The following is a 26,363-nucleotide window of genomic DNA, read 5'->3' as shown; positions in this document are numbered from 1 at the left end:
AGGGGGCTCTGCCCCCGCCCGTCTCCGGCGGACTCCCCCGGGGTATTTTCATCTAGACGAAGGGCGATCGGCGGAATGAGCGGCGAGACCTACGGAGATCGCGGCAACAAGGACCGCTCGATCACCAACCCCGCCGGCATGGGCGATGCCCGGCCGGTGAAATCCGGCGGCGTCGCGCATGCCGCGCCGGGCGGCCCCTTCCTCATCGGCGATGCGATGACCGGCGGCTACGGCAAGGGCGCGGACATCCTGCATGGCTGCACCATCGCCGTCGAGCGCGGCGAGATCGCCGTCATCGTCGGGCCGAACGGCGCGGGCAAGTCCACCGCCATGAAGGCGGTCTTCGGCATGCTCGACCTGCGCGCGGGCGCGGTGCGGCTCGACGGCGAGGACATCACCGCGCTCTCGCCGCAGGACCGGGTGAAACGCGGCATGGGTTTCGTGCCGCAGGTGCGCAATATCTTCCCCTCGATGAGCGTGGAAGAGAACCTCGAGATGGGCGCCTTCATCCGCAAGGACGATTTCCGCGAGACCATGGAGCAGGTCTACGGCCTGTTCCCGATCCTCAAGGACAAGCGCAAGCAGGCGGCGGGCGAGCTTTCCGGCGGCCAGCGCCAGCAGGTGGCCGTGGGCCGCGCGCTGATGACCCGGCCGAAGGTGCTGATGCTCGACGAGCCGACCGCGGGCGTTTCTCCCATCGTCATGGACGAGCTCTTCGACCGCATCCTTGAGGTGGCGCGCACCGGCATCCCGATCCTGATGGTCGAGCAGAACGCCCGGCAGGCGCTGGAGATCGCCGACAAGGGCTACGTGCTGGTGCAGGGGGCGAACGCCTTCACCGGCACCGGCAAGGAGCTTCTGGCCGATCCCGACGTGCGGCGGAGCTTCCTCGGTGGCTGATCTGTCGGGCCTGCTGACCCGCGCGGCGCTTTGCGGGGCACTCTCCCTCGCGGCGCTGCCCGCGCAAGCCGAGGGCGCGCGCCTGTCGCTCGAGTGCACGCGCGTCACCTCCTGCACCGAGGCCGGGACCTGCGCCAAAGCCGAGGGGCCGGTGCGCTTCGTGCTGGCGCCGGTCGACACCGACGCCACCGGCGCGGGCACCTACGAGGTGACGGTCGACGGCGGCGCGGCCATGGCGGCGCAGTCAATGAGCTTTGCCGGGCCGTTCCTCTGGGCCCCGGCGCTCGGCCGCCGCGAGACCCTGACCTTCACCAGTGAAACCTCCGCGCTCTGGCTGCGCCAGACCATCGAGAGCGGCACCGGCGCGGCGCCCTCTGCGGATATCGACTTTCTGACCTGCAGGATCCTGCCCTGATGGACTTCCTCAACGCATTCGTGGCCCTGGCCAATTTCGTCCTCGTCCCGGCGCTCGCCTATGGCAGCCAGCTGGCGCTCGGCGCGCTCGGCGTGACGCTGATCTACGCAATCCTGCGTTTCTCCAACTTCGCCCATGGCGACACCATGGCCTGGGGCACCATGTGCGCCGTGCTGGCCACCTGGGGCCTGCAGGCCGCCGGGGTGAGCCTCGGGCCGCTGCCGACCGCGCTGCTGGCGATCCCCGTCGGCATCGCCGGGGCCGCCGTGCTGGTGCTGGCGACCGACCGCGTGGTCTACCACTTCTACCGCGCGCAGAAGGCCAAGCCGGTGATCCTGGTGATCGTCTCGATGGGCATCATGTTCGTCTACAACGGGCTCACCCGCTTCATCATCGGCCCCGACGACCAGAACTTCGCCGACGGCGAGCGCTTCCTGATCTCGGCCCGCGACTTCAAGGCAATGACCGGGCTCGACGAGGGGCTGGCGATCAAGACCACCCAGGCGCTGACCGTGGTGGTGGCGCTGATCACCGTGGCGCTGCTGTTCTGGTTCCTCAACCGCACCCGCACCGGCAAGTCGATGCGCGCCTATTCCGACAATGAGGATCTGGCGCTGCTCTCAGGCATCAACCCCGAGCGCGTGGTGACCGTGACCTGGCTGATCGTGGCGGCTCTGGCGACCATCGCCGGGGTGCTCTACGGGCTCGACAAGAGCTTCAAGCCCTTCACCTACTTCCAGCTGCTGCTGCCGATCTTCGCGGCGGCCATCGTCGGCGGCATCGGCAACCCGTTGGGCGCCATCGCCGGCGGCTTCGTCATCGCCTTTTCCGAGGTCGGCATCACCTACGCCTGGAAGAAGGTGCTGGGCTACATGATGCCGGAAAGCCTGGAGCCGGACGGGCTCGTGCAGCTGCTCTCCACCGACTACAAATTCGCGGTCAGCTTCGTGATCCTGGTGATCGTTCTGCTGTTCCGCCCGACCGGACTGTTCAAGGGGCAGACCATATGACCCGCACCTTTGGTCTTTTCGCGCTGGTCGCAGCGCTGATCCTCGGCACCGGCTTCCTGCAGAGCTGGAACTCGGCGCTGATCATCCTCAACATGGGCCTGGTGAGCGCGATCATGGCGCTCGGGGTGAACCTGCAGTGGGGCCTCGCCGGGCTGTTCAACGTCGGCGTCATGGGCTTTGTCGCCGTCGGCGGTCTGGCGGTGGTGCTGGTCTCCATGGCGCCGGTCCCCGAGGCCTGGGAGGCCGGCGGGCCGCGCGTCCTCGGCGCGCTGCTCTTCGGCATCGCGGTCGTGGTCGCTGCGGTGCTGGCCTGGAAGAAGCTCGGCGCCGGGCTGCGTGGCTGGGCCGTGGCGGCGATCACCGTCGCCGGCTTCTTTGCCTACCGCGCGCTGCTCGACCCGGCGGTGGATGCCATCGAGGCGGTGAACCCGGCGGCGACCGGCTACCTCGGCGGGCTCGGCCTGCCGGTGCTGCTGGCTTGGCCCATCGGCGGGGTGATGGCGGCGGGCGTGGCCTGGGCGATCGGCAAGACCGCGCTCGGCCTGCGCTCGGACTACCTCGCCATCGCCACGCTCGGCATCGCCGAGATCATCATCGCGGTGCTGAAGAACGAGGACTGGCTGGCGCGCGGCGTGAAGAACGTCATCGGACTGCCCCGCCCGGTGCCCTACGAGATCGACCTGCAGGCCGACCCGGGCTTCGTCGAGACGGCGGGCTCGCTCGGGCTCGACGCCACCACCGCCTCGACGCTGGCGGTGAAGCTCGGCTACTCGCTGCTCTTCGCCGTGGTGCTGATCATATTGCTGATCCTCGCCCAGCTGGCGCTGAAATCGCCCTGGGGCCGGATGATGCGGGCGATCCGCGACAACGAGGTCTCGGCCGAGGCCATGGGCAAGGACGTGACCCGCCGCCACCTGCAGATCTTCGTGTTGGGGTGTGCGCTCTGCGGCATGGCCGGCGCGATGATGACCACGCTCGACGGCCAGCTCACCCCGGGCACCTATCAGCCGCTGCGCTACACCTTCCTGATCTGGGTGATGGTGATCGTCGGCGGCTCGGGCAACAACCTCGGCGCGGTCCTCGGCGGCTTCCTGATCTGGTTCCTCTGGGTGCAGGTCGAGCCGATGGGCCAGTTCGCGATGAACCTGATCACCTCGGGCATGGCCGAAGGCTCCTGGCTCAAGGGCCATCTGCAGGACAGCGTGCAGCACATGCGCCTGCTGACCATGGGGGTGATCCTGCTGCTGGTGCTGCGCTTCGCGCCGCGCGGCCTGCTCCCCGAGAAGTGACGCGCTGTGCTGATCCCGCTCCGGCGGGGTCAGCAACCTTTGGCCGAGAGGCATCCTGGCTGCGCGGGCTTTGGCCGAATGGACGGGATGTCGCAGCCTAACACTATGGTAATTTCCCTGTCTCATCTTAGGTGAACGTCACCGCCGACGACCGTGTCCCAGCCGGTTCAATCGCATCGATTGACGCGCCCAAGGGACCTCCGGCCCGGTTCGCGTCGGGAACAACGTCCCCGGCGCATTCGTTCACATCAGGTTCGCAGCGTGTGACTCCTACCGAGGCACCCGCACCAAGAACCGGACTGATACTGAATCCTTCAGGAGTCATGAGACACATGAATTGGCAAAGCATCACCCGCAACTGGAGCCTCACCGCAGAGCGCCTTGCGCAGCGTTTCCCGCAGCTCGACGCCGAGGCGCTGCGCAGCCGCCTGCCCAACCGCGAGGCCGTCACCCACGAAATCGCCGAACGGCACGACCTCACCCTGCGTGAAGCCGAGCGCGAACTCGACGACTGGGTGTTTGCCCAAACCGCCGCGCAGCAGCTGGACCGGCTTGCCGGCTGAGCTTGAAGGGTGGGCGTTCCGGGTGGGATTGAAGGGTGATGCGCGGATGCGCCCGCCCGAGCCTCAGCTCAGCGAGGTGACCCAGAGGATGGTTGCATCCTCCGGGCTCACCGACACCACGTTGTGCCCCATCGAGGCGTCGTAATAGGCGGAGTCGCCACGGCGCATCTCGATCGGCTCATAGAACTCGGTGTAGAGCGTCACGACACCCGTCAGCACGTAGAGGAATTCCTCGCCGTCGTGCCGCACCCACCCGTCGAATTCATCCATCGACCGTGCGCGCACCCGCGCGCGATAGGGCAGCATCTTCTTGCGGGTCAGACTCTCGGCCAGCAGCTCGTGCTCGTAGGTTGTGGTGACCTGCCGCAGCCCCTCGCCGTCCTTCACGTGCACCATACGGCCCGAGACCTGCTCACGCTTCGGCGGGGTGAAGAGTTGCGGCACTGAAATCCCCAGCCCCACGGCCAGTTTCTTCAAAGCCTCGTAGGTGGGCGACATCTGCCCGTTCTCGATCTTCGAGAGCGTCGAGCGCGCCAGCCCCGCGTGTTTCGCCGCCTGCTCCAGAGTCCAGTCCCGCTCCTTGCGCAGCTCGCGCACCCGCGCGCCCAGATCGAGCGGTTCGGCAGTCTGTTCCTGCCCGGACTCGCGGGCAATGCGGATGAGGGTACGGGGATCGCGCGACATGAAAAGTGCCATAGCCTTCCGTCGCGATGCTTGCAATGGCGCTTGCAGCGGGCTTGCGCGACTCCCGCGGCCTGCCTAAGCCTTTTCCCATGCTGTCCGTTTTCGATGAGGGCGCCTTCGCCCCCTGTCCCGCGCCGTTCAACCTCGCCGCCCACGTGCTCGCCGCGGGCGCGGCCACGCCCGACAAGATCGCCCTGTCGATCCTGCGCCTCACCGGGGCCGAGCGCTGGTCCTATGCCCGGCTCATCTCCGCCGTGCGCGGCACGGCCACCGGGCTGCTGCAATGCGGTATGGAGCCGGGGCAGATCCTGCTGCTGCGGCTCGGCAATACGGTCGACTTTCCGATCGCCTATCTCGGCGCCATCGCGGCGGGCATCGTGCCGGTGCCGACCTCGTCGCAGCTGACCGAGCCCGAGGTGGCGCGCATCCTCGCGCAGCTCTCGCCCGCCGCGATCCTTCTTGGCGACGGCATCGCCTGCCCCGTGACGGACATCCCGACCCACACCGCCGAGCGCTTCACTGGCTGGCGCGAGTTGCCGCCCTCCGACTACGCCATGGGCGACCCCGAGCGTCTGGCCTATATCATCTATACCTCGGGCACCTCAGGTGTGCCGCGCGCGGTGGCCCACGCGCATCGCGCGATCTGGGCGCGTCAGATGATGATGGAGGACTGGTATGCCCTGCGCGCCGAGGACCGGCTGCTGCACGCCGGTGCGTTCAACTGGACCTATACGCTGGGCACCGGCCTGATGGATCCCTGGACCCGCGGCGCCACCGCGCTGATCCCCCAGGCGGGCACCGACCCCGCGCAGCTCGCCCTGCTGATGAAACGCAACGACGCCAGCATCTTCGCCGCCGCGCCCGGCGTGTTTCGGCAAATCCTGAAATACCCCGTCCCGCCGCTGCCGAAGCTGCGCCACGCGCTCTCTGCCGGCGAGAAGCTTTCCGAAGGCATCCGCGACGGGTGGCGCGAGGCAACGGGGGCCGAGATCTACGAGGCCTTCGGCATGTCGGAATGCTCGACGTTCATTTCGGGTTCCCCCGAAACACCTGCCGTGCCCGGTACGCTGGGCCGTCCGCAGTTCGGACGACGGATTGCCGTGCTCGGCGCGGACAGCCAGCCCGTGGCACTGGGCGCCCCCGGCACGCTCGCGGTGCATCGCCATGATCCGGGGCTCATGTTGGGCTATCTCGGCGCGCCCGCAGAAACCGAGGCGCGCTTTGCCGGCGACTGGTTCCTGACCGGCGACCAGGTGACCATGACCGAAGACGCCTCATTCACCTACCTTGGCCGCGGCGACGACATGATGAACGCCGGCGGCTACCGGGTCTCGCCGCTCGAGGTCGAGGCGGCGCTGGCCCATGTCCCCGGCATCAGCGAACTCGCCGTCACCGACCTCGGGGTGAAGGACGACGTGCGGGTCATCGCCGCCTTCTACGTCGCGGAGTCCGATCTCGACGAGGATACGCTCAAAGCCGCCGCGGCCGAAAAGCTGGCGCGCTACAAGCAGCCCCGCGCCTGGATCCGGGTCGAAGCCCTGCCCCGCAATGCCAATGGCAAGTTGCGGCGCAAGGCGCTGCAGGATCACGTCATAGAGTAAGGCCAGAGAAAAAGGCCAGGGGGCCGGGCGTGACGCCCGGCCCCGCCCCGTCAGCTACACCCCGAGGTGCCGCCGCAGGTGTTGCACTTCATGCAGGTGCCATTCCGCACCAGCGTGTAGTTGCCGCACTCGCCGCAGGCCTCGCCCTCGTAGCCCTGCATCCGCGCCTTGGTGCGCGCGTCCATGGCCAGCGACGAGGTGCTCACGGTCATCGAGGCCACCGCCGGACGTTCCTCGGAGATCAGCGTGCCGAGCGCCGAAAGCTCCTGCGGCAGGCGCTTGCGCAGGTAGCCCGAGGAGGAGATGTGCTTCAGCACCTCCAGCGAGCGGGTCGCCGCGCTCTCGCTCAGCTCCTCGACATTGCCGAGCCCGTCTTCTTCGCCCCGACCGAGATCGTCGAACGTGGCGCCCGAAGGCTTCACATGCGCCAGATCGGTGCGGTCGAGATAGGAGACGGCCAGTTCGCGGAACACGTAGTCGAGGATCGAGGTCGCGTTCTTGATGCTGTCGTTGCCCTGCACCATGCCCGCAGGCTCGAACTTGGTGAAGGTGAAGGCGTCGACGAATTCCTCCAGCGGCACGCCGTACTGCAGGCCGACCGAGACCGCGATCGCGAAGTTGTTCATCATCGCCCGGAAACCGGCGCCTTCCTTGTGCATGTCGATGAAGATCTCGCCAAGCGATCCGTCGCCGTATTCGCCGGTGCGCAGGTAGACCTTGTGCCCGCCGACGACCGCCTTCTGGGTGTAGCCCTTGCGGCGGTCGGGCATCTTCTCGCGGTGCGAACGGACCAGTTCCTTGACCACCACCTTCTCGATGACCTTCTCGGCCAGCACCTGCGCCTTGGCCGCGGGGGCGCCCGTCTCCAGAACCTCCTGCGCGTCCTCGTCCTCCTCGACCAACGCAGCGGCGAGCGGCTGGCTGAGCTTGGAGCCGTCGCGGTAGAGCGCATTGGCCTTCACGCCCAGCGACCACGACAGCTCGTAAGCCTGCTGGCAGTCCTCAATGGTGGCCGAGTTGGGCATGTTGATGGTCTTGGAGATCGCCCCCGAGATGAAGCTCTGCGCCGCCGCCATCATGCGGATGTGGCTGTCGACCGAGAGATAGCGCTTGCCCTTCTTGCCGCAGGGGTTGGCACAATCGAAGACGCCGATGTGCGCGTCCTCGAGGAAGGGCGCGCCCTCCAAAGTCATTGTCCCGCAGACATGGTCGTTTGCGGCGTCGATCTCGGCCTTGCTGAACCCGAGGTGGCGCAGCAAATCGAAGCTCGGGTCCGAGAGTTTTTCAGCCGGGATGCCCAGCGTGCCGCGGCAGAACTCCTCGCCCAGCGTGAACTGGTTGAAGACGAAGCGGATGTCGAAGGCCGTGGCCAGCGCCGCCTCGATCTTCTCGAGCTGCGCCTTGCCGAAGCCATGGCCGATCAACGCCGTGTGGTTCACCCCCGGCGCGTTGCCGAGCGAGCCATGGCCGACCGCGTAGGAGACGATTTCCTCGATCTGGCTGGAGCTGTAGCCAAGCCCCGCCAGCGCCGCGGGCACCGAGCGGTTGATGATTTTGAAGTAGCCGCCGCCCGCCAGCTTCTTGAACTTCACCAGCGCGAAGTCGGGCTCGATGCCGGTGGTGTCGCAATCCATCACGAGGCCAATGGTCCCGGTCGGCGCGATCACCGTGGTCTGGGCGTTGCGGTAGCCGTGTTTCTCACCCAGTTCCAGCGCCTCGTCCCATGCGGATTTGGCAAGCTCGACAAGGGTTTGATCCGGGCAGTTCGCGTGATCCAGCGGCACGGGCTTGACCGCCAGGGCGTCATAGCCCGCGGCCTTGCCATGGGCTGCCGTGCGGTGGTTGCGGATCACCCGGAGCATGTGCGCGCGGTTACGCTCATAGCCCGCGAAGGTGCCCAGCTCGCCGGCGATCTCAGCCGAGGTGGCATAGGCGGTGCCGGTCATGACGGCGGTCAGCGCGCCGCAAAGCGCCCGACCCGCATCGCTGTCATAGCTCAGCCCCATGGTCATCAGCAGCCCGCCGATATTCGCATATCCAAGGCCAAGCGTTCGGAAATCATAGGAAAGCTGCGCGATCTCCTTGCTCGGGAACTGCGCCATCAGCACCGAGATCTCGAGCGTCAGCGTCCAGAGCCGGGTGGCATGCACGTAGCTTTCAGCGTCGAACTTGCCATCCTTGAGGAAGGTCAGCAGATTCATCGACGCCAGGTTGCAGGCCGTGTCGTCGAGGAACATGTATTCCGAACACGGGTTCGAGCCGCGGATCGCCCCATCCTCGGGACAGGTGTGCCAGGCGTTGACCGTGTCGTGGAACTGGATCCCCGGATCGGCGCAGGCCCAGGCTGCATGCCCCACCTGCTCCCAAAGCTCACGCGCTTTCAAGATCTTGGCGACCGTTCCGTCGGTGCGGCGAATAAGCTCCCAGTCGGCATCGTCGCGCACGGCCTGCAGGAAGGCGTCGGTGACGCGGATCGAGTTGTTGGAGTTCTGCCCCGAGACGCTGGCATAGGCCTCGCTGTCCCAATCGGTGTTGTAGGTCGGGAACTCGATGCTGGCGTAGCCCTGCTTCGCGTAGTCCAGCACCCGCTTGATGTAGGTCTCTGGGATGGCGAGCTTTTTTGCCTCCCGCACGGCCTTTTTCAGAGCCGCGTTCACGGCGGGGTCATAGGCATCCGCCTCGGCCCCGTCCCAGCCGCGAATGGCATTGAAGATGGCGTTGAGCATGGTCTCGTGCATCTTCGAGCCGGCGACGATGCTGGCGACCTTCTGCTCTTCCTTGACCTTCCAGTTGATGAAATCCTCGATGTCCGGATGGTCGGCGTCGACGATCACCATCTTCGCGGCACGCCGTGTGGTGCCGCCGGACTTGATCGCCCCCGCCGCGCGGTCGCCGATCTTCAGGAACCCCATCAGACCCGAGGATTTGCCGCCACCCGAGAGCGGCTCGTTCTCGGCGCGCAGGCTCGAGAAGTTGGTGCCGGTGCCCGAACCGTATTTGAACAGCCGCGCCTCGCGCACCCAGAGGTCCATGATCCCGCCCTCGTTCACCAGGTCGTCGCTGACCGACTGGATGAAGCAGGCATGCGGCTGCGGATGCTCGTAGGCGGACCTGGACTTTGTCAGCTTGCCGGTCTTGTAGTCGACGTAGAAATGCCCCTGGCCGGGACCGTCGATGCCGTAGGCCCAGTGCAGGCCGGTGTTGAACCATTGCGGCGAGTTCGGCGCCGCGGTCTGGCTGGCCAGCATGTGGCGCATCTCGTCGTAATAAGCCTGCGCGTCGGCCTCGGTGGTGAAATAGCCGCCCTTCCAGCCCCAGTAGGTCCAGGCGCCCGCCAAGCGGTCGAAGACCTGCTTGGCCGAGGTTTCGCCGCCTCGCGGGGTCTCGGCCTCGGCCGGGACCGAGCGCCAGAGGAACTCGGGGACACCGGCTTCCTTGACCTTCTTCAGCGCCGAGGGCACGCCCGCCTTGCGGAAGTACTTTTGCGCAATCACGTCCGAGGCGACCTGGCTCCAACGCGCCGGCACCTCCATGTCATCGAGCTTGAAGACCGAACTGCCGTCCGGATTGCGGATTTCGGAGCTGGTGGTGACGAAGTCGATGCCCGTGTAGGCGTCCCGCCCCGCCGTGGTATACCGTCTTTCGATCTTCATGGTCTCTGCCCTTGCCTGCTGGCCCAAACTAAAATCCGGACTGCAAGGCACAGCGGCACCGCCGACAGGCGCGCCATTGCGTGCCCGCCCCCTAATTCTGGCGTACCCTTGTGATCTGTCCCTGCGGAAGGCCACTACATATTGTGGCTCTTGGTCCGTTACCAACAAACTGGCTCACAATCCCGCCACCGGTCAACGGAAAATTCCGGCCTATCCCATATATTTGGTGATGCGCTGCAGCGGACACACCACAACTATGGGCTTGTTGGATTCTGAACCATTTTGGTCAAATTTCAGGAAACCCCATGCACACAGGCATCGCCGCCCGGCATCTGACACGATCTGTGTCAGATCGACACAAGATGTGGCGCATTGTCTCCAGCCGTGCCACAGTGCCAACCACATCGGCAGCGCGTCCGTGGTGCACAAAAAACACGCAGTCCTCACCGTCAACACAACGGACGTCACGTCAGAAAACACGCCGTCGACACCGATCCCAACGGACAGGTTCAGGCGTTTTATCACTGAGAAGGGGGTCGATGCCTGCATGCTGCAGTGGTCGGGGCGAGAGGATTCGAACCTCCGACCTACGGTACCCAAAACCGTCGCGCTACCAGGCTGCGCTACGCCCCGACAGGAGAGCCAATACAAGGCTCTCCCGGGATTGAAAAGCCGAAAATCCTATTCGCAGGGCCAGGCCGCGTCGGTGATCGCCGCGTGCTGCATCTCGCTGCCCTCGGCGATGCCGAGACGCGCCGCCATGCCGCCGTTGATCTCGAGCACGTATTGCGTCGGCGCGCCGCTGTCGATGCTGGTCAGATCGCCCGGAATGGCGTTCTCATGCACCGAAACGACGACGCCCTGCGCATCGGCGAAGATCATGTCGAGCGGGATCAGCGTGTTCTTCATCCAGAAGGACACCGGGTGCGGCTCGTCATAGACGAAGAGCATGCCCGCGGTGGACGGCAGCTCCTCGACGAACATCAGCCCCACGGCCCGCTCCTTCACGGTGTCGGCGACGGCCACGGCGAAACGGGCACTGCCCCAGTCGCCGCGCATCTGCAGAACATTGTCCTCGCAGGCCGCCTGCGCCGCTTGCCCGGTCAGCACCGGGCCTGCGACCAGCAGCCCGGCCAGAAGGGTCAATGAACGACCGCGGTTTCCCATGCGCAGACCTCCGTGGCCATCTGGCCTCGCTTGCCCTGGATCACCCGGATCGCCAGCGCTTCGCCGGGCTGCAGGTCGGCAAGACCCGAGCGCCGCAGCACCTCGATATGGATGAACACGTCCTGGTCCCGGCCAAAGACATTGGCAAAGCCGAAACCCTTGGCCTTGTCGAACCATTTCACCCGCGCCGGTTCCAGCGGCGCCGAGCGGATGATCTCGGGATCGATTTCTTCGAAATCCGCCAATGGCACTCCGGCCGGCGCCTCGGGCGGTTCTATCCGGAACACCTCGGTGGCCTGGATGCCACGCTCGGTACTCTGAACGCTCACTTCGATGCGCGCTGCATCGGCAACGGAACTCTGCCCGAAATTGCGCAGCACGTTGGCATGCAGCAATATGTCGGGCCCTCCCTCGTCCGAGATGACGAAGCCGAAGCCCTTAACGGGATCGAACCACTTCACCCGGCCTAGCACGCGCCGCGTTTCACTGTCTTCGTGTGTCAAATGCGTTTCCACTGGTCGTCTTGCGTATCCCCGCCCCCAATTGCGTTAGGCTGCCGCAGAATAGCAAGTCATTGAAACCTATATTTTCTACCAATTAGCATTTCGCGTTACGTGAAATTCAGGGGTTAAGCCTTGTCACTGTCCACTCACCCGAAACACTCGTGCGCCTCCAGACGAACCTGTCATGCAACCGGAACGCGCCGTCAGCCCAAAATTCAATTTCTACGGGAAGGATTCGAAAGCCTCCCCAAAAATCTGGCCGTGGCGGGTTCGGCCCTTTCGTCGCCGTAATCTTGGCAACTTCCGCCATAAGCGATGCCCGCGAAGCGAGAGGCCTGGACTGTTTGGATGCCCATGCCCCAAGACGTGATTTCAGCGAGCGCGACGCGTAATATGCGTCTGCCTGCGGGCCATCCTCCTTCAATACATGTCCACGAACCCGGACCTGACGCCGCAGTGACTTCCAGTGTAGCACAAAGGCTGCCTTACTGCTGCCCAAAATCTCTTCTGCCTTCGCACTTTCGTAATTTGTGTAGAAAACAAAGGCGTTTTCTTCGATCTCCTTGAGCAAGACCATGCGAACATTGGGCATTCCCTGGGAATCGACGGTCGACAGCGCGATCGCATTCGGATCGTTCGGCTCCGTCGCCTCGGCCTCGGTCAACCACCGCTGCGCGATCACGAAGGGGTCGTCGCCTGCAAAAATTCCACCGCGATCGCTCATCTGCCGTCTCCTTTTCCCGCCTGCCGATGCCCCGAACAGGCGTCCAAACCCTTGATGCCCCCCGGGCAATCGCCTAAAGGACACGGACAAAATCAATGCCGGGTAGAGGTGAGGTATGTCAAACACTCTGATGGCCGGGAAGCGCGGCCTGATCATGGGTCTCGCCAACGACAAGTCGATTGCCTGGGGCATCGCAAAGAAGTTGCACGAGGCCGGGGCGGAGCTTGCCTTCTCCTACCAGGGCGAGGCGCTTAAGAAACGTGTCGATCCGCTCGCCGCGCAGCTGGGCTCGGACATCGTTCTGCCCTGCGACGTCTCCGACGAGGCCTCGATCGACGGGCTGTTCGACGGACTGAAGGAACGCTGGGACAACCTGGATTTCATCGTCCACGCCATCGGCTTCTCGGACAAGAACGAGCTGCGCGGTCGCTACGTCGACACCAGCCGGTCCAATTTCAACCTGACCATGGACATCTCGGTCTATAGCTTCACCGCGGTGATGCAGCGCGCCGAGAAGATGATGAACAACGGCGGCGCCGCGCTGACGCTCACCTATTACGGTGCCGAGCGCATCATGCCCCATTACAACGTGATGGGCGTGGCCAAGGCGGCGCTGGAAGCCTCCGTGCGCTATCTCGCCGAGGACCTCGGCAAGGACGGCATCCGGGTCAACGCCATCTCGGCCGGCCCGATCAAGACGCTGGCCGCCTCGGGCATCGGCGATTTCCGCTACATCATGAAGTGGAACGAGTACAACTCGCCGCTGCGCCGCAACGTGACCATTGACGACGTCGGCGGATCGGCGCTCTACCTGCTGTCCGAGCTCGGCGCAGGCGTGACCGGCGAGACGCATCACGTCGACGCGGGCTATCATGTCGTCGGCATGAAAGCCGTCGACGCGCCCGACATTTCCAAGGGCTGAGCCCTTTCACCTTCAAGGGCGATGCCCTTCCGACCGACAGACATCCGCAGGGAGAGCCCCATGCCCGAGATGACCGACCGCCTGCCCCATGAAAAGGGCTTCCATGTCAGCTGGGACCAGCTGCACCGCGACAGCCGCGCGCTGGCCTGGCGCCTGCAGAGCCAGAAACCGGAGGCCGGCGGCGAGTGGCGCGCCGTGGTCGCGATCACCCGCGGCGGCATGGCACCTGCGATGATCGTGGCGCGCGAGCTCAACGTCCGCATGGTCGATACGATCTCGGTCAAGAGCTACAACCACCAGGAGCAGTCCGAGCCCAAGGTCATCAAGTTCCCGGACATGGAAGTGATGGGCGACGGCGAGGGCGTGCTGATCATCGACGATCTCGTCGACACCGGCCGCACGCTGGAAGTGGTGCGCAAGCACCTGCCCAAGGCGCATGTGGCCACCGTCTACGCCAAGCCGATGGGCCGTCCGCAGGTCGACAGCTTCATCACCGAGGTGAGCCAGGATACCTGGATCTTCTTCCCCTGGGACATGGCGCTGCAATACGTGAAGCCGTTCCACGGCACCGCGGACTGAGCTTCCCCTGGATCGACATGCAAAGGGGCGCGGCCGTACTGGCCGCGCCCCTTTCGTTTGCCGTGAGCCACGGCCGCCGGGCTTACGCCGCGACCGTGATACCGGACGCCAGCGTCTCCTTCCACGGCGTCGTCGGCCGACCGATCAGCGTCGAGAGCGTCTTGTCCGCGCTGTAGAGTCCGCCCTGCGCCGCGCCGTTGTCGCTGTCCGCGAGCATCTGCGCCACAGGGGCCGGCAGCCCTGCGCCCTCGAGCGCCGCGGCATAGTCGGCCTGGCTCATGTTCACATAGGGAACCTGCTTTCCGGAGAGCTCCGACAGGGCGCCGGCGAACTCGGTCAGCGTGTAGCTGTCGTCTCCGGCCAGCTCGTAGATCGTGCCAGAGGCCGGGATCTCGCCGGTCAGCACGGCCACCGCCGCGGCGGCATAGTCGGCCCGCGCCGCCGAGGAGATGCGGCCTTCACCGGCCGCGCCGATCAGCGCCCCGTGCTCCAGAGCAGCGCCCGCGCTCATCACGTAGTTCTCGCTGTACCAGCCATTGCGCAGCAGCGCGTGGTGCAGGCCCGAGGCGGCGAGTGCCTGTTCGGTGGCCAGGTGCTCGCCCGGCAGCACGGTCAGCGGCGACCCGTCGGCGTTCAGGATCGAGGTATAGGCGAGGAATTTCACGCCTGCCTGTTTCGCCGCATCGATCACGTTGTCATGCTGCACCGCGCGCTTGCCGACCTCGCTCGACGAGATGAGCAGCAGCTTGGTGACCCCGGCGAAAGCCGCCTCGAGCGCCGCCGGATCGTCGTAGGAGGCGACGCGCACGGTGAAGCCCTGCGCTTCCAGCGCGCCTGCCGCGTCGGGACGGCGCACTAGGGCGCCGATGCTTGCCTCCGGTGCGGCTGCCTTGAGCTGCTCCAGGACAAGCGCGCCAAGCTGGCCGGTCGCGCCGGTGATCAGATAGTCGAGTGTTTCGGACATGGTCTTTCCTTTCCGAGGCCCCTGCACTGGCGCAGAGTTCTGATTCGAGATATGGTCTCATAAATAGACCACCTACCCGGACCTCGTAAGGAGGCACATTCACATGACAAGGTTACACGCAGGGAACCTGCCCACCGAAGCCCCCGGGCCCGGCATGCCCGATCCGGTGCGCGCCATGCTCGACAGCATGGCGCTCTGGACCGGCGCCCCCGAGGACGAGGCGCAATGCCCCGTGCGCGACGTGCTGGACCGGGTCGGACAGAAGTGGACGTTGCTGATCCTCGTTGCCCTGGAGCCGGCGCCAAAGCGGTTTTCCCAGCTCCAGCGGCAGGTTGGCGACATTTCCAAACGCATGCTGACGCAGACGCTGCGGCAACTGGAGCGCGACGGGCTGGTGTCGCGGCAGGTTTTCCCGACCAAGCCGCCCTCGGTGGAATACGCCCTGACCGACCTCGGCCGCTCGGCGCTGGCGCCCATTGGCGCGCTGCTGGTCTGGGCCGACAGCCACCACGACGCGATCCGCGCCTCGCGCGCGGCCTTTGACGCAGAGGAAGTCGCCTGAGCCCTCTTCCCCCTGACTGGGGCCGCTGATAGCGTCCGCGCAACACTCAGGGAGAGACCGGAAATGACCAGCAAGAGCCGCACGCAAACCACCTTCGCCCCGCCGGTGATGGAGGCGCGGCGCTGGCTCGACGGGGTCGAGTTTCCGGCAGATCGCCCGCTGATCAACGTCAGCCAGGCGGCCCCCATCGACCCGCCGCCCGCGCCGCTGATCGCGGCCATGGGCGAGGCATTGGCCGATCCCGCGACCCACCTGTATGGCCCGGTGCTCGGCATGCCCGCGCTGCGCGAGGAACTCGCGCGCCACTGGTCGGCACATTATGGCGCAAATGTGACGCCGGAAAACGTCGCAATTACATCTGGTTGCAACCAAGCCTTCGCAGCTTGCATCAGCGCGCTCTGCGGCGAGGGGGACGAGGTGCTGTTGCCCACGCCCTGGTATTTCAACCACAAGATGTGGCTCGACATGTCGGGCGTGACCACCGTGCCGCTGCCGACCGATGCCGAGCTGCTGCCGCAGGTCGCCACCGCGGCCTCTCTCATCACCTCAAGAACACGCGCCATCGTTCTGGTTTCGCCGAACAATCCCGGCGGAAAAGAGTATCCAGCCGAGACCCTGAAGGCCTTCTTCGACTTGGCGCGGGAGCACGGTATCAAGCTGATCGTCGACGAGACCTACAAGGATTTCGACAGCCGCAGCGGCGCGCCGCACGACCTTCTGAATGCCCCCGAGGGTCGCGACACGCTGATCCAGCTCTACAGCTTCTCCAAGGCCTACCGCCTCACCGGCCACCGCGTCGGTGCCATCATCGCGGACCAGGCGTTGCTGCCGGAAGTCGAGAAATTCCTCGACACCGTAACCATTTGCGCGACGCAGCTCGGGCAAAGTGCGGCGCTCTGGGGGCTGCAGAACCTCGGGCAATGGGTGGCCGGAGAGCGGGACGAGATCCTCGACCGCCGCGCCGCCATCGCCGAAAACATGCCCCGGCTCGAGGCCAAGGGCTGGAAGCTGCTCGGCCTCGGGGCCTATTTCGCCTATCTCGAGCATCCCTTCGCGGAAAGCTCGGCGCAGCTCGCGCCAAAGCTGGTGCGCGAAGCGGGCGTGCTGACGCTTCCGGGAACCATGTTCATGCCCGAGACCGACCCGCGCGGCGCCCGGCAGTTCCGCTTCGCCTTCGCGAATGTGAACCGCGCGGAGATCGGCGAACTCTTCGCACGGCTCGAGGCACTGGACTGGTCCTTGGACGGCACGGGGGACGGTACTGGCGAGCTCGCGGGCGCAACAGCCCTTGCGAGCAAGGACTTGGCCCAGTAAACCCCGACGCCAGAAACACACGATCAAGAGGCAGCGCATGGCACGCGGCAAGAGCAGCATCGGCAAGACTCTCGTATGGGGTCTCCTGATCCTCGTGGTGATGGGCTTCGGCGCCTTCGGCACGGTGAACTTCAGCGGCGGCCTGCGTGGCATCGGCTCCGTCGGCGATACCGAGATCTCGGTGAACGACTACAGCCGCGCGCTGCAGAACGAGATGCGCGCCTTCGAGGCGCAGACCGGCCAGCCGATGACGCTGGAGCAGGCGCAGCAGTTCGGCATCGACCGCCAGGTGCTGGCGCAGGTGGTGACCAATGCCGCGCTCGACGACGAAACAAGCCGGATCGGGCTTTCGGTCGGCGACGAGCAGGTGGCCGAGGCGCTGAGCCAGGTCTCCTCCTTCCAGGGGCCGGACGGGAAGTTCAGCCGCGAGAGCTATTCCTTCGCCCTGCGCAACGCCGGACTGACCGAGGCCGAGTTCGAGGCGAGCCTGCGCAACGAAAGCGCCCGCAACCTGCTGAACGCGGCCATCTATTCCGGCACCGCCCTGCCCGACACCTATGTCGACACGCTGCTCGGCTGGGCCGGCGAGACGCGCGACTTCACCTGGGCGCGGCTCGGCGCCGACGCGCTGGAGACCGGCCTGCCGGTGCCCTCCGACGCGGAGCTGCAGGCCTGGTACGACGACCACATTGCGCAGTTCACCCTGCCCGAGACCAAGGTCATCACCTACGCCTGGATCACGCCGGACATGATCGTCGACAGCGTCGAGCTGGACGAGGAAACCCTGCGCGCCGCCTATGACGAGCGCAGCGCCGAGTTCAACCTGCCCGAGCGCCGCCTCGTCGAGCGTCTGGTCTTCGCCAACGAGGCCGAGGCACAGCAGGCGATGGATCGCATCACCTCGGGCGAGATCGGCTTCGAAGGGCTGGTCGAGGAGCGCGGCCTGCAACTGGCAGACACCGACCTCGGCGATGTGACCAAGGCCGAGCTCGGCGAAGCGGGCGACGGCGTCTACGCCATCGACACCGGCGAGGTCGCCGGCCCGCTGCCCTCGAACCTCGGCCCGGCGCTCTACCGCGTCAACGCCATCCTGCACGCGCAGGAGACCCCCTTCGAGCAGGCAGTGCCGATGCTGCGCGACGAGCTGGCGCTCGACCGCGCCCGCCGGGTGATCGAGGGCATGGCGCAGAGCCTCGACGACGAGCTGGCCGGTGGCGCGACGCTGGAAGAGCTGGCGGGCGACACCGAGATGGAGCTGGGCACGATCGAATGGAACGAGCTGAGCGACGAGACCATCGCCGGCTATGACGCCTTCCGCGAGGCCGCGCAGGCGGTCAGCGAGGACGACTACCCGACGATCAGCGATCTGGGTGACGGCGGCGTCTTCGCCATCCGCCTCGACGAGATCCGCCCGCCCGCGCCGCGTCCCTTCGAGGAGGTGCGCGACGAGGTTGCTGCCGGCTGGGATGCCGACAAGACAACCGAGCTGCTGGTCACGCAGGCGGAGGATCTCGCGCAGCAGATCGCCGACGGTGCGAGCTTCGCCGACCTCGGCCTCGAGCCCAACCAGGAGCAGACGCTGACCCGCGACGCTCAGATCTCCGACATGCCCGCCGGGCTGATCGAGGCGGCCTTCGAGATGCAGCCGGGCGAGACCCGCACGCTGCCGGGTGACGGTGCCGCGCTGGTCCTGCAGCTCGATGGGGTGACCCCGGTCGATCGCGAGAGCGACGCCTCGCAGCAGCTCGAAGGCATGCTGAGGGACCGCGCCGCAAACAGCGTGGCGCAGGATCTCTTCCGCGCCTTCGTCACCGACATTCAGGAGCGCGCCGGCGTCAATATCGACCAGCAGGCGGTGAATGCCGTTCACACCAACTTCCGGTAAGACCATGGCATCTCTCACACCTTCCTACGACGACTTCGCCCGCGCCTACGAGGCGGGCGAGAACCAGGTGGTCTACACCCGGCTCGCCGCCGACCTCGACACGCCGGTGTCGCTGATGCTCAAGCTCACGGGGGCGGCCAAGGACGCCTTCATGCTGGAGTCGGTCACCGGCGGCGAGGTGCGCGGGCGCTACTCGATCATCGGCATGAAGCCCGACCTCGTGTGGAAATGCCACGGCCAGCAGGCGCGGCTGAACCGCCAGGCGCGCTTCGATCCCGAGGCTTTCGAGGAGGAGACCCTCGATCCGCTCGCCTCGCTGCGGGCGCTGATCGCCGAGAGCAAGATCGACCTGCCCGAGGATCTGCCGCAGGCCGCAGCGGGGCTATTCGGCTACCTCGGCTACGACATGATCCGGCTGGTCGAGCGCCTGCCCGACGTGAACCCCGATCCGCTCGGCCTGCCCGACGCGGTGATGCTGCGCCCCTCGGTGGTGGCGGTGCTCGACGGGGTGAAGGGCGAAGTGACGGTGGTGGCCCCCGCTTGGGTGCAGTCGGGCCAATCGGCGCGCGCCGCCTATGCGCAGGCCGCCGAACGGGTGATGGACGCCGTGCGCGATCTGGAACGCGCCCTGCCGCAGGCGGGCCGCGAGCTGGGCGAGGCGCGCGAGGTGGGCGAGCCGGTGTCGAACTTCACCCGCGAGAGCTACAAGGCCGCGGTCGAGAAGGCCAAGGAGTACATCCGCGCGGGCGACATCTTCCAGGTGGTCCCGGCACAGCGCTGGACGCAGGATTTCCCGCTGCCGCCCTTCTCGCTCTACCGCAGCCTGCGGCGCACCAACCCCTCGCCCTTCATGTTCTATTTCAACTTCGGCGGCTTCCAGGTGGTCGGCGCCTCGCCGGAAATCCTCGTACGGGTCTTCGGGCGAGAGGTCACCATCCGCCCGATCGCCGGCACCCGCCCGCGCGGCGCAACGCCCGAGGAAGACCGCGCGCTCGAGGCCGACCTGCTGGCCGACAAGAAGGAGCTGGCCGAGCACCTCATGCTGCTCGACCTGGGCCGCAACGACACCGGCAAGGTCTCGAAGATCGGCACCGTGCGCCCGACCGAGCAGTTCACCATCGAGCGCTACAGCCACGTGATGCACATCGTGTCGAACGTCGTCGGCGAGCTGGCCGAGGATCAGGACGCGCTGTCGGCCTTCTTCGCCGGCATGCCCGCGGGCACCGTCTCGGGTGCACCGAAGGTGCGCGCGATGGAAATCATCGATGAGCTCGAGCCCGAGAAGCGCGGCGTCTACGCCGGCGGTGTGGGATACTTCAGCGCGGGCGGCGACATGGACATGTGCATCGCCCTGCGTACGGCCATCGTGAAGGACGAAAAGCTCTACATCCAGGCGGGCGGCGGCGTGGTCTACGACAGCGACCCCGAGGCCGAGTACATGGAGACCGTGCACAAGTCGAACGCCATCCGGCGCGCGGCGGCGGACGCGGCGCGCTTCACCGGTTCGGGCAACGCGTGATTTTGCTCCGGGGCGGCCTGCTGGGCCTCCCTGCGGCGCCCTCCCGACCCTGCCACGCAACGGCGGGGTCCGGTCCCTGATCCTGCGCCCTCTCGTTTGCCCGAGGCAGCAGGGCGATTTCTGCGCAAAGGTCTGCTAGTCTTTGCTCAGGGGGGGATTGCGCATGACCACGATCGACTTCTGGTATTCCGTCGGCAGCACCTACAGCTACCTGACCGTGATGCGCCTGCCACAGGTGGCGCAGACCGACGGGATCGACTTCACCTGGCGCCCGTTCAACGTGCGTCACGTGATGACGGCGCAGAACAACATTCCCTTCAAGGACAAGCCGATAAAGACCGCCTACATGTGGCGCGACATCGCCCGGCGCGCCGAGCAGTACGGGCTCCGCCCGGTCCTGCCCGCGCCCTACCCGCTGTCCGGGCTGGTCACCGCCAACGAGGTCGCGGTGCTGGGCATGCAGGAAGGCTGGGGGATCGACTACACCCGCGCGACCTACCGGCGCTGGTTCGAGCTGGGCGAACCCGCCGGAGAGGAGCCGAACCTCTCGGAGAGCCTGCGCGAGGTCGGCCAGGATCCGGAGCGGGTGCTGGAGCGCGCGGGGTCCGAGGAAATCGTGCACGCGCTGTCCAGCGCCACCGCCGATGCGATGACGCTGGGCGTCTTCGGCTCGCCCACCTTCGCGGTCGGACACGAGATGTTCTGGGGTGACGACCATCTGGATGACGCCATCGCCTGGGCACGGCGCGGGTCCTAGGCCCACGCCTGCCGGTTCAGGCCCCGATCATTCCGGCTCGAAGACACCGCAGGCCAGGCGGCTGCCCGCGTCGCCCGAGGGCTGGCTCTCGTAGTCGTCGGCACCGGCGTGGACGATGAAGGCCGAGCCGTCGTCGTCCATCATCAGCTCTTCCACCGATACCGCTGGCAGAAATGCCTCGACCGTCACCGCGCCATCGGCGGGCACGTGGGCGTTGGGCAGGTCGCCCGGGTGCGGGCCGCCCTCGACCATCACGCCGTGCTCGGCGCCCGCGGCGAGGTGGCCACCGGCCGAGGTGAAGTCGGAGGCCGAGCAATCGCCGGTCTCGTGGATGTGGATGCCGTGCACGCCTTCCGGCAGGCCCTGCAATTCGACGGTGGCATGCGCCATGCCCGAGGGCGTGTCGGTCACGGTGACCGTGCCGATCTCGCTCCCGTCGGTGCCGGTGAGGTTTGCGGTGACGGTGGCGGCCATGGCGGGCGCGGCGGCGAAACCGAGCAGCGTGGTGGCTAGGGCGATGGTCTTCATGAGGTCCTCCAGTTCCAGGTCGCCCCGGGCGCATGTGCCACGCGAGGCGCTGTGATCCCAACGCGGCTCGCGCGCCGCAGTTGCGCGCTCACGCAGAAAAGACCGGCGCGGCATCGCGCCGCGGAAATGCCCCCTTACATGCTGACGGGAAAAGCGTAACGTTTCTAAAGGGGTCTGCACGGGCCCCGGAGATTGCCGGCAAGGAGTCGCCTCATGCATTGGTCCTTTCCCATTGGCCGCCTCTTCGGCTCGGAGCTGCGCGTGCATGCGACCTTCTTCCTGCTGCTGCTCTGGATCGGCGTCGCGGCATGGTCGGCGGGCGGCATGGCCGCGGCGGTGCAGAACGTGCTCTTCATCCTCGCGCTCTTCGCCTGCGTCGTGGCGCATGAGTTCGGCCACGCGCTGACCGCCCGGCGCTTCGGCATCAAGACCCCCGACATCACCCTGTTGCCGATCGGCGGGCTCGCCCGGCTCGAGCGCATGCCCGAGAAACCCATGCAGGAGATCGCCGTGGCCATCGCCGGCCCGCTGGTCAACGTGGCGATCTGGCTGGTGCTGGTGCTGCTGGGGGCCAATTCCGGCATGGGCGCGCTCTCGGCGCTCGGCGAGGGCACGGGGGCCTTTCTCAGCCAGCTTGCGGCGATCAACCTCGCGCTGGCGCTGTTCAACATGATCCCGGCCTTCCCGATGGACGGCGGGCGGGTGCTGCGCGCGGTGCTGGCGCTGCGTACCGACCGCGTGCGCGCCACCCGCGCAGCGGCGGTCACCGGGCAGATCCTCGCCTTCGGGCTGGCCTTCTGGGGGCTCAGCTCGGGCAACTTCATCCTGATCCTCATCGCCATCTTCGTCTTCTTCGCCGGCCAGGCCGAGAGCCAGGACGTCGCCAGCCGCGCCGTGGCGCATGACCTGCTGGCGCGCGACGCGATGATAACCAGCTTCGAGTCGCTGCGCCCCGAGGACACGCTCGCCACCGCAGGGCAGACGCTGATCCGCACGACCCAGCACGAGTTCCCGGTGCTCGCCCCGGAGGGCCAACTCGCCGGGTTCCTGACCCGCGATGCGCTGTTCCGCGGCATCGCCGAGGAACACGCGACACGGCAGGTCGCCGAGTTCATGACCGAGGTCCCGCAATTGCCCCTCGGCGCCCCGCTGCAATCGGTGCTCGACGCGCTGGCAGAAGCGCCCGCCGTGGCGGTGGTCGACGCCAAGGCGCATGTGCTGGGCTATGTCACGCGCGAGAACGTCGGCGAGCTGATGGTGCTGCGCGGCCCGGCGATGACCGGCTGACCCGCGCCGAGATTGCGCGGCAGCCCGCTGCCGCCGCGCGAGGGATTGCGGCGCGGCGCCGGATATGGAATGCCGCGCCCGGGGGAGACATTTCCAAGAGGCATTGAATGACCGACGCGCTTACCAAGCTGCTCGCAGAGCGGGACTGGCTGCTCGCTGACGGGGCCACCGGCACCACGCTGTTCAACATGGGGCTCACCGCCGGCGACGCCCCGGAGTTCTGGAACGAGACGCATCCGGACAACATCCGCGCGCTTTACCAGGGGGCGGTGGACGCGGGCTCCGACATCTTCCTTACCAATTCCTTCGGTGCCAACGCGTCGCGTCTGAAGCTGCACGACGCCGCGTCGCGCGCCCGCGAGCTCTCGCGCCGGGCCGCCGAGCTGGGGCGCGAGGTCGCCGATGCCGCCGGGCGCCCGGTGGTGGTGGCGGGCTCCGTCGGGCCGACCGGCGAGATCCTGGCCCCCATCGGCCCGCTGTCGCATGCGCTGGCCGTAGAGATGTTCGAGGAGACCGCAAGTGGCCTCAAGGACGGTGGCGCCGACGTGCTCTGGCTCGAGACCATCTCGGCACCCGAGGAGTTCCGCGCCGCCGCCGAGGCTTTTGCCAATGTCGGCATGCCCTGGTGCGGCACGATGAGCTTCGACACCGCCGGGCGCACGATGATGGGGGTCACCTCGGCCGAGTTCGGCCGGATGGTCGAGACCCTGCCCAACCCGCCGATCGGCTTCGGTGCGAACTGCGGCACCGGCGCCTCGGACCTTCTGCGCACGGTGCTCGGCTTTGCCGCCAGCGGCACCGAGCGGCCGATCATCGCCAAGGGCAACGCCGGGATCCCGCGCTACGAGGGCGGGCATATCCACTACGACGGCACGCCGGAGCTGATGGCCGATTACGCGGTCATGGCGCGCGATGCCGGGGCGCGGATCATCGGCGGTTGCTGCGGCACAACGCCCGAGCACCTGCGGGCCATGCGCGCCGCGCTGGAAAGCCGTCCACTGGGGCCGCGCCCGACGCTCGAGTTGATCGCCGGCAAGCTCGGCGCCTTCAGCTCGGAAAGCGACGGGCTAGGCGAGGACGGCCCGGCGCGCGTGCGGCGCGGAGGGCGGCGTCGCGGCTGAGCTGCTTGATGGCGCTGTCACCAAGGCGCTAGCCACGAATGAACGAGGAAAGCGGCAGGCTGCGGCCCGACCGACCTGCCGCTTCCGATTCGATCCGACGACGGGCTGCGCCATCTCTTCGTCAGCCGCGCGGCGGCGCAGGATGACGTGGTCCGGCGCAAGACATGGGACCAAGACACGGTACATCGGCCGCATCGTCGGGCCTGAGAGGGTCCTGGCGGAGCTGGAGCGGTGCGGGTTTCGCGCGGTCGAGGATGCCGGTCAGACGATCATCTTCTGCAACCGCGAGCCGGTGCAGATCATGCGCTAGACACCTTCCTTCGAAGGAAGGTGCAAATCTCTTCGAAGAGATTTGCCCGGCTCAAAACAGCGACATCTGATCCCCCGCCCGCGGCGGCAGCCGGAAGAGATCGCTGCGCAGTGCCGGTTGCTCTGCATCCAGCCCCAGCCGCCGCACCGCCTTGTCGAAGCGCTGCGCGATGAGCTGCGCATAGGTGCCCTCGCCGCGCATTCGCCTGTGCCACTGCGCCGAGTAGTCCTGCCCGCCGTGCATCTCGCGCAGCCGCGCCATCACGCGCGCGGCGCGGCCCGAGTAGTGCTCCTCGAGCCAGGCGCGCCAGAGCGGCGCCACCTCCAGCGGCAGGCGCAGCATGATCCAGCTTGCCGAGCACGCCCCCGCGTCGGCCCCGGCCTCAAGGATATGCTCCAGCTCGGGATCGGTGAGCGCAGGCACGATCGGCGAGGCCATGACCCGCACCGGGATGCCCGCCGCGCTCAGCCGCCGGATCGTCGCAAGCCGACGGGCGGGCGACGGCACCCGCGGCTCCATCCGGCGCGAGAGGTCCGCGTCGAGCGTGGTGACAGAGACGCCCACCCGCGCCAGCCCCTGCGCCGCCATGTCGGAAAGGATGTCGATATCGCGCTCGATCAGCGTGCCCTTGGTGACGATGGCCACCGGGTGCCGGAAGTCGCGCAGCACCTCGAGGCAGGCGCGCATGATGCCGCGGTCGCGCTCGATCGGCTGGTAGGGATCGGTGTTTGTGCCGATGGCCAGCGGCGCGGGCGCATAGCGCTTCGCCCGCAACTCGCGCGCCAGCACGGCGGGCGCCTCCGGACGCGCCACCAGCCTGGTCTCGAAATCCAGCCCCGACGAGAGCCCGAGATAGGCGTGGGTGGGCCGGGCGAAGCAGTAGATGCAGCCGTGCTCGCAGCCGCGGTACGGGTTGATCGTCCGGTCAAAGGGCAGATCCGGCGAGCGCACGTAGTTGATCAGGCTGCGCGGGCGCTCCTCGCTGACCTCGGTGCGCAACGGTGGCAGCGCCTCGGGGATCTCCCAGCCGTCATGGGCATCCTCGTAGGCAAGCCGCTCGAACCGCCCGCTGTCGCGGGAGGCGGCGCCGCGCCCCTTGCGGCGCTCCTTCTCGACGGATCGGCTGGCGGCGCACATGCGCCAGATATGGAACATATGGCGAACATGCGCAAGTCCCGCCGCTGCGGCGTCGCCTCCGGCCCCGGCCATGTCGCAATCGGCCATGTGCGCAGCGCCTGCCGGGCGCAGGCTGGAGGGAGCGCAAGGGAGGTGCCCATGTCCGAAGAAGAGACCGGGGAAGAGATCATCCTGTCGGAGCTCGACGACGCGGAGCTGGTCGAGCAGATGTTCGACGACCTCTACGACGGCATGCGCGAGGAGATCGAGGAAGGCGTCCGGATCCTTCTGGATCGGGGCTGGGCGCCCTACAAGGTGCTGACCGAGGCGCTGGTCGGCGGCATGAAGATCGTCGGCGAGGATTTCCGCGACGGCATCCTCTTCGTGCCCGAGGTGCTGCTGGCGGCCAATGCGATGAAGGGCGGCATGGCCATCCTCAAGCCGCTGCTGGCCGAGACCGGCGCGCCGACGATCGGCAAGATGGTGATCGGCACGGTCAAGGGCGACATCCACGACATCGGCAAGAACCTCGTGTCGATGATGATGGAGGGCGCCGGCTTCGAGGTGGTGGACCTCGGCATCAACAACGCGGTCGAGGCCTACCTCGAGGCGATGGAGGCGGAAAAGCCCGACATCCTCGGCATGTCGGCCCTGCTCACCACCACCATGCCCTACATGAAGGTGGTGATCGACACGATGGTCGCACAGGGCCTGCGCGACGACTACATCGTGCTGGTGGGCGGCGCACCGCTCAACGAAGAGTTCGGCCGGGCCATCGGGGCCGACGCCTATTGCCGCGACGCCGCGGTCGCAGTGGAGACCGCCAAGGCGTTGATCGCCCGCCGCCACAACAGCGCCGCGGCGGGATGAGCCCGCGACGCGCACGCCGGGCCCCGCGTCCGGACCGGCAAGAAATCGCAGGGTTTTCGGCGCCCACTGTGACGAAAATGCGGATTTCCCTTTGCTTTCGGGGGATCCGGCCCCTATCTT

Annotated in this window: 24 protein-coding genes and 1 tRNA gene; 16 read left to right on the top strand and 9 right to left on the bottom strand. The window is 67.0% G+C overall.

Going from position 1 to position 26,363, the window contains the following annotated elements:
• Positions 1-75 precede the first annotated feature (75 nt).
• The 5 genes from LC039_RS02445 (at position 76) to LC039_RS02425 (ending at position 4,177) form a co-directional block, all read left to right on the top strand.
• Entirely contained in the window at positions 76-900 is an 825-nt protein-coding gene (locus LC039_RS02445; protein ID WP_226621464.1) for an ABC transporter ATP-binding protein, read from the top strand.
• The gene (locus LC039_RS02440) at positions 893-1,315 is read left to right on the top strand and encodes a hypothetical protein (RefSeq protein WP_226621463.1); all 423 of its coding nucleotides are present in this window, start codon (positions 893-895) and stop codon (positions 1,313-1,315) included. The genes LC039_RS02445 and LC039_RS02440 overlap by 8 nt, the downstream gene beginning before the upstream one ends.
• On the top strand, positions 1,315-2,325 hold the full coding sequence (locus LC039_RS02435; RefSeq protein ID WP_226621462.1) for a branched-chain amino acid ABC transporter permease: 1,011 nt from the start codon (positions 1,315-1,317) through the stop codon (positions 2,323-2,325). Before LC039_RS02440 ends, LC039_RS02435 begins: the two co-directional genes overlap by 1 nt.
• Positions 2,322-3,614, top strand: coding sequence for a branched-chain amino acid ABC transporter permease (locus tag LC039_RS02430; protein ID WP_226621461.1), 1,293 nt, complete (start codon positions 2,322-2,324; stop codon positions 3,612-3,614). The genes LC039_RS02435 and LC039_RS02430 overlap by 4 nt, the downstream gene beginning before the upstream one ends.
• 332 nt (positions 3,615-3,946) lie before the next feature.
• On the top strand, positions 3,947-4,177 hold the full coding sequence (locus LC039_RS02425; RefSeq protein WP_226621460.1) for a hypothetical protein: 231 nt from the start codon (positions 3,947-3,949) through the stop codon (positions 4,175-4,177).
• Positions 4,178-4,240: 63 nt separating this feature from the next.
• On the opposite strand, the gene LC039_RS02420 is transcribed toward LC039_RS02425, so the two are convergent.
• Positions 4,241-4,861: a helix-turn-helix domain-containing protein gene (locus LC039_RS02420; protein ID WP_226621778.1), complete on the bottom strand. Its 621-nt coding sequence runs from the start codon at positions 4,859-4,861 to the stop codon at positions 4,241-4,243.
• Between the two features lie 89 nt (positions 4,862-4,950).
• On the opposite strand from LC039_RS02420, the gene LC039_RS02415 reads away from it, so the two are divergent.
• Complete coding sequence (locus LC039_RS02415) at positions 4,951-6,462, top strand: class I adenylate-forming enzyme family protein (RefSeq protein WP_226621459.1); 1,512 nt, start codon at positions 4,951-4,953, stop codon at positions 6,460-6,462.
• 50 nt (positions 6,463-6,512) lie between these two features.
• On the opposite strand, the gene LC039_RS02410 is transcribed toward LC039_RS02415, so the two are convergent.
• The 5 genes from LC039_RS02410 to pdxH form a co-directional block, all read right to left on the bottom strand.
• Complete coding sequence (locus LC039_RS02410; protein WP_226621458.1) at positions 6,513-10,115, bottom strand: vitamin B12-dependent ribonucleotide reductase; 3,603 nt, start codon at positions 10,113-10,115, stop codon at positions 6,513-6,515.
• Between the two features lie 556 nt (positions 10,116-10,671).
• A tRNA-Pro gene (locus LC039_RS02405) sits at positions 10,672-10,748 on the bottom strand.
• Between the two features lie 48 nt (positions 10,749-10,796).
• Positions 10,797-11,282 (bottom strand): DUF192 domain-containing protein, encoded by a 486-nt coding sequence (locus LC039_RS02400; protein ID WP_226621457.1) that lies wholly within the window; start codon positions 11,280-11,282, stop codon positions 10,797-10,799.
• Complete coding sequence (locus tag LC039_RS02395) at positions 11,258-11,785, bottom strand: cold-shock protein (protein WP_226621456.1); 528 nt, start codon at positions 11,783-11,785, stop codon at positions 11,258-11,260. The genes LC039_RS02400 and LC039_RS02395 overlap by 25 nt, the downstream gene beginning before the upstream one ends.
• A 118-nt stretch (positions 11,786-11,903) precedes the next feature.
• A complete protein-coding gene (pdxH, locus tag LC039_RS02390; protein ID WP_226621455.1) occupies positions 11,904-12,509 on the bottom strand; it encodes a pyridoxamine 5'-phosphate oxidase in 606 nt (201 codons plus the stop codon).
• A gap of 115 nt (positions 12,510-12,624) precedes the next feature.
• On the opposite strand from pdxH, the gene fabI reads away from it, so the two are divergent.
• Together fabI and gpt are read left to right on the top strand one after the other, a co-directional pair.
• Entirely contained in the window at positions 12,625-13,431 is an 807-nt protein-coding gene (gene fabI / locus LC039_RS02385; protein WP_226621454.1) for an enoyl-ACP reductase FabI, read from the top strand.
• A 69-nt stretch (positions 13,432-13,500) separates the two neighbouring features.
• Positions 13,501-14,010 carry a xanthine phosphoribosyltransferase gene (gpt, locus tag LC039_RS02380; protein WP_226621777.1) on the top strand — a complete coding sequence of 170 codons (510 nt, stop codon included), beginning with the start codon at positions 13,501-13,503 and terminating at the stop codon, positions 14,008-14,010.
• An 82-nt stretch (positions 14,011-14,092) separates the two neighbouring features.
• Here the strand turns inward: gpt and LC039_RS02375 are convergent, their stop codons facing one another.
• A complete protein-coding gene (locus LC039_RS02375; RefSeq protein WP_226621453.1) occupies positions 14,093-14,974 on the bottom strand; it encodes an SDR family oxidoreductase in 882 nt (293 codons plus the stop codon).
• 175 nt (positions 14,975-15,149) lie between these two features.
• Between LC039_RS02375 and LC039_RS02370 the strand changes: the two genes are divergently transcribed.
• From LC039_RS02370 to LC039_RS02350, 5 genes are all read left to right on the top strand, one after another.
• Positions 15,150-15,536, top strand: coding sequence for a winged helix-turn-helix transcriptional regulator (locus LC039_RS02370; RefSeq protein ID WP_226621776.1), 387 nt, complete (start codon positions 15,150-15,152; stop codon positions 15,534-15,536).
• A gap of 63 nt (positions 15,537-15,599) precedes the next feature.
• Positions 15,600-16,850: an aminotransferase gene (locus LC039_RS02365; protein WP_226621452.1), complete on the top strand. Its 1,251-nt coding sequence runs from the start codon at positions 15,600-15,602 to the stop codon at positions 16,848-16,850.
• A 37-nt stretch (positions 16,851-16,887) separates the two neighbouring features.
• The gene (locus LC039_RS02360) at positions 16,888-18,735 is read left to right on the top strand and encodes a peptidyl-prolyl cis-trans isomerase (protein WP_226621451.1); all 1,848 of its coding nucleotides are present in this window, start codon (positions 16,888-16,890) and stop codon (positions 18,733-18,735) included.
• 4 nt (positions 18,736-18,739) lie between these two features.
• Positions 18,740-20,254, top strand: a complete 1,515-nt coding sequence (gene trpE / locus LC039_RS02355; RefSeq protein WP_226621450.1) for an anthranilate synthase component I — start codon at positions 18,740-18,742, stop codon at positions 20,252-20,254.
• Between the two features lie 163 nt (positions 20,255-20,417).
• The gene (locus LC039_RS02350) at positions 20,418-21,011 is read left to right on the top strand and encodes a 2-hydroxychromene-2-carboxylate isomerase (RefSeq protein ID WP_226621449.1); all 594 of its coding nucleotides are present in this window, start codon (positions 20,418-20,420) and stop codon (positions 21,009-21,011) included.
• A 27-nt stretch (positions 21,012-21,038) separates the two neighbouring features.
• On the opposite strand, the gene LC039_RS02345 is transcribed toward LC039_RS02350, so the two are convergent.
• Entirely contained in the window at positions 21,039-21,539 is a 501-nt protein-coding gene (locus LC039_RS02345) for a superoxide dismutase family protein (RefSeq protein ID WP_226621448.1), read from the bottom strand.
• Positions 21,540-21,752: 213 nt separating this feature from the next.
• On the opposite strand from LC039_RS02345, the gene LC039_RS02340 reads away from it, so the two are divergent.
• Positions 21,753-22,826, top strand: a complete 1,074-nt coding sequence (locus LC039_RS02340) for a site-2 protease family protein (RefSeq protein WP_226621447.1) — start codon at positions 21,753-21,755, stop codon at positions 22,824-22,826.
• A gap of 107 nt (positions 22,827-22,933) precedes the next feature.
• Entirely contained in the window at positions 22,934-23,947 is a 1,014-nt protein-coding gene (gene bmt / locus LC039_RS02335; RefSeq protein ID WP_226621446.1) for a betaine--homocysteine S-methyltransferase, read from the top strand.
• A gap of 361 nt (positions 23,948-24,308) precedes the next feature.
• Here the strand turns inward: bmt and LC039_RS02330 are convergent, their stop codons facing one another.
• A complete protein-coding gene (locus LC039_RS02330; RefSeq protein WP_226621775.1) occupies positions 24,309-25,394 on the bottom strand; it encodes a PA0069 family radical SAM protein in 1,086 nt (361 codons plus the stop codon).
• A 138-nt stretch (positions 25,395-25,532) separates the two neighbouring features.
• On the opposite strand from LC039_RS02330, the gene LC039_RS02325 reads away from it, so the two are divergent.
• Entirely contained in the window at positions 25,533-26,243 is a 711-nt protein-coding gene (locus LC039_RS02325) for a corrinoid protein (RefSeq protein WP_226621445.1), read from the top strand.
• Positions 26,244-26,363: the final 120 nt, after the last annotated feature.

Source organism: Alloyangia pacifica (assembly GCF_020524285.1).
Taxonomy (GTDB): domain Bacteria; phylum Pseudomonadota; class Alphaproteobacteria; order Rhodobacterales; family Rhodobacteraceae; genus Salipiger; species Salipiger pacificus_B.
The sequence above is the reverse complement of the archived record's forward strand: the minus strand, read 5'-3'. Positions and strand labels throughout refer to the sequence as shown.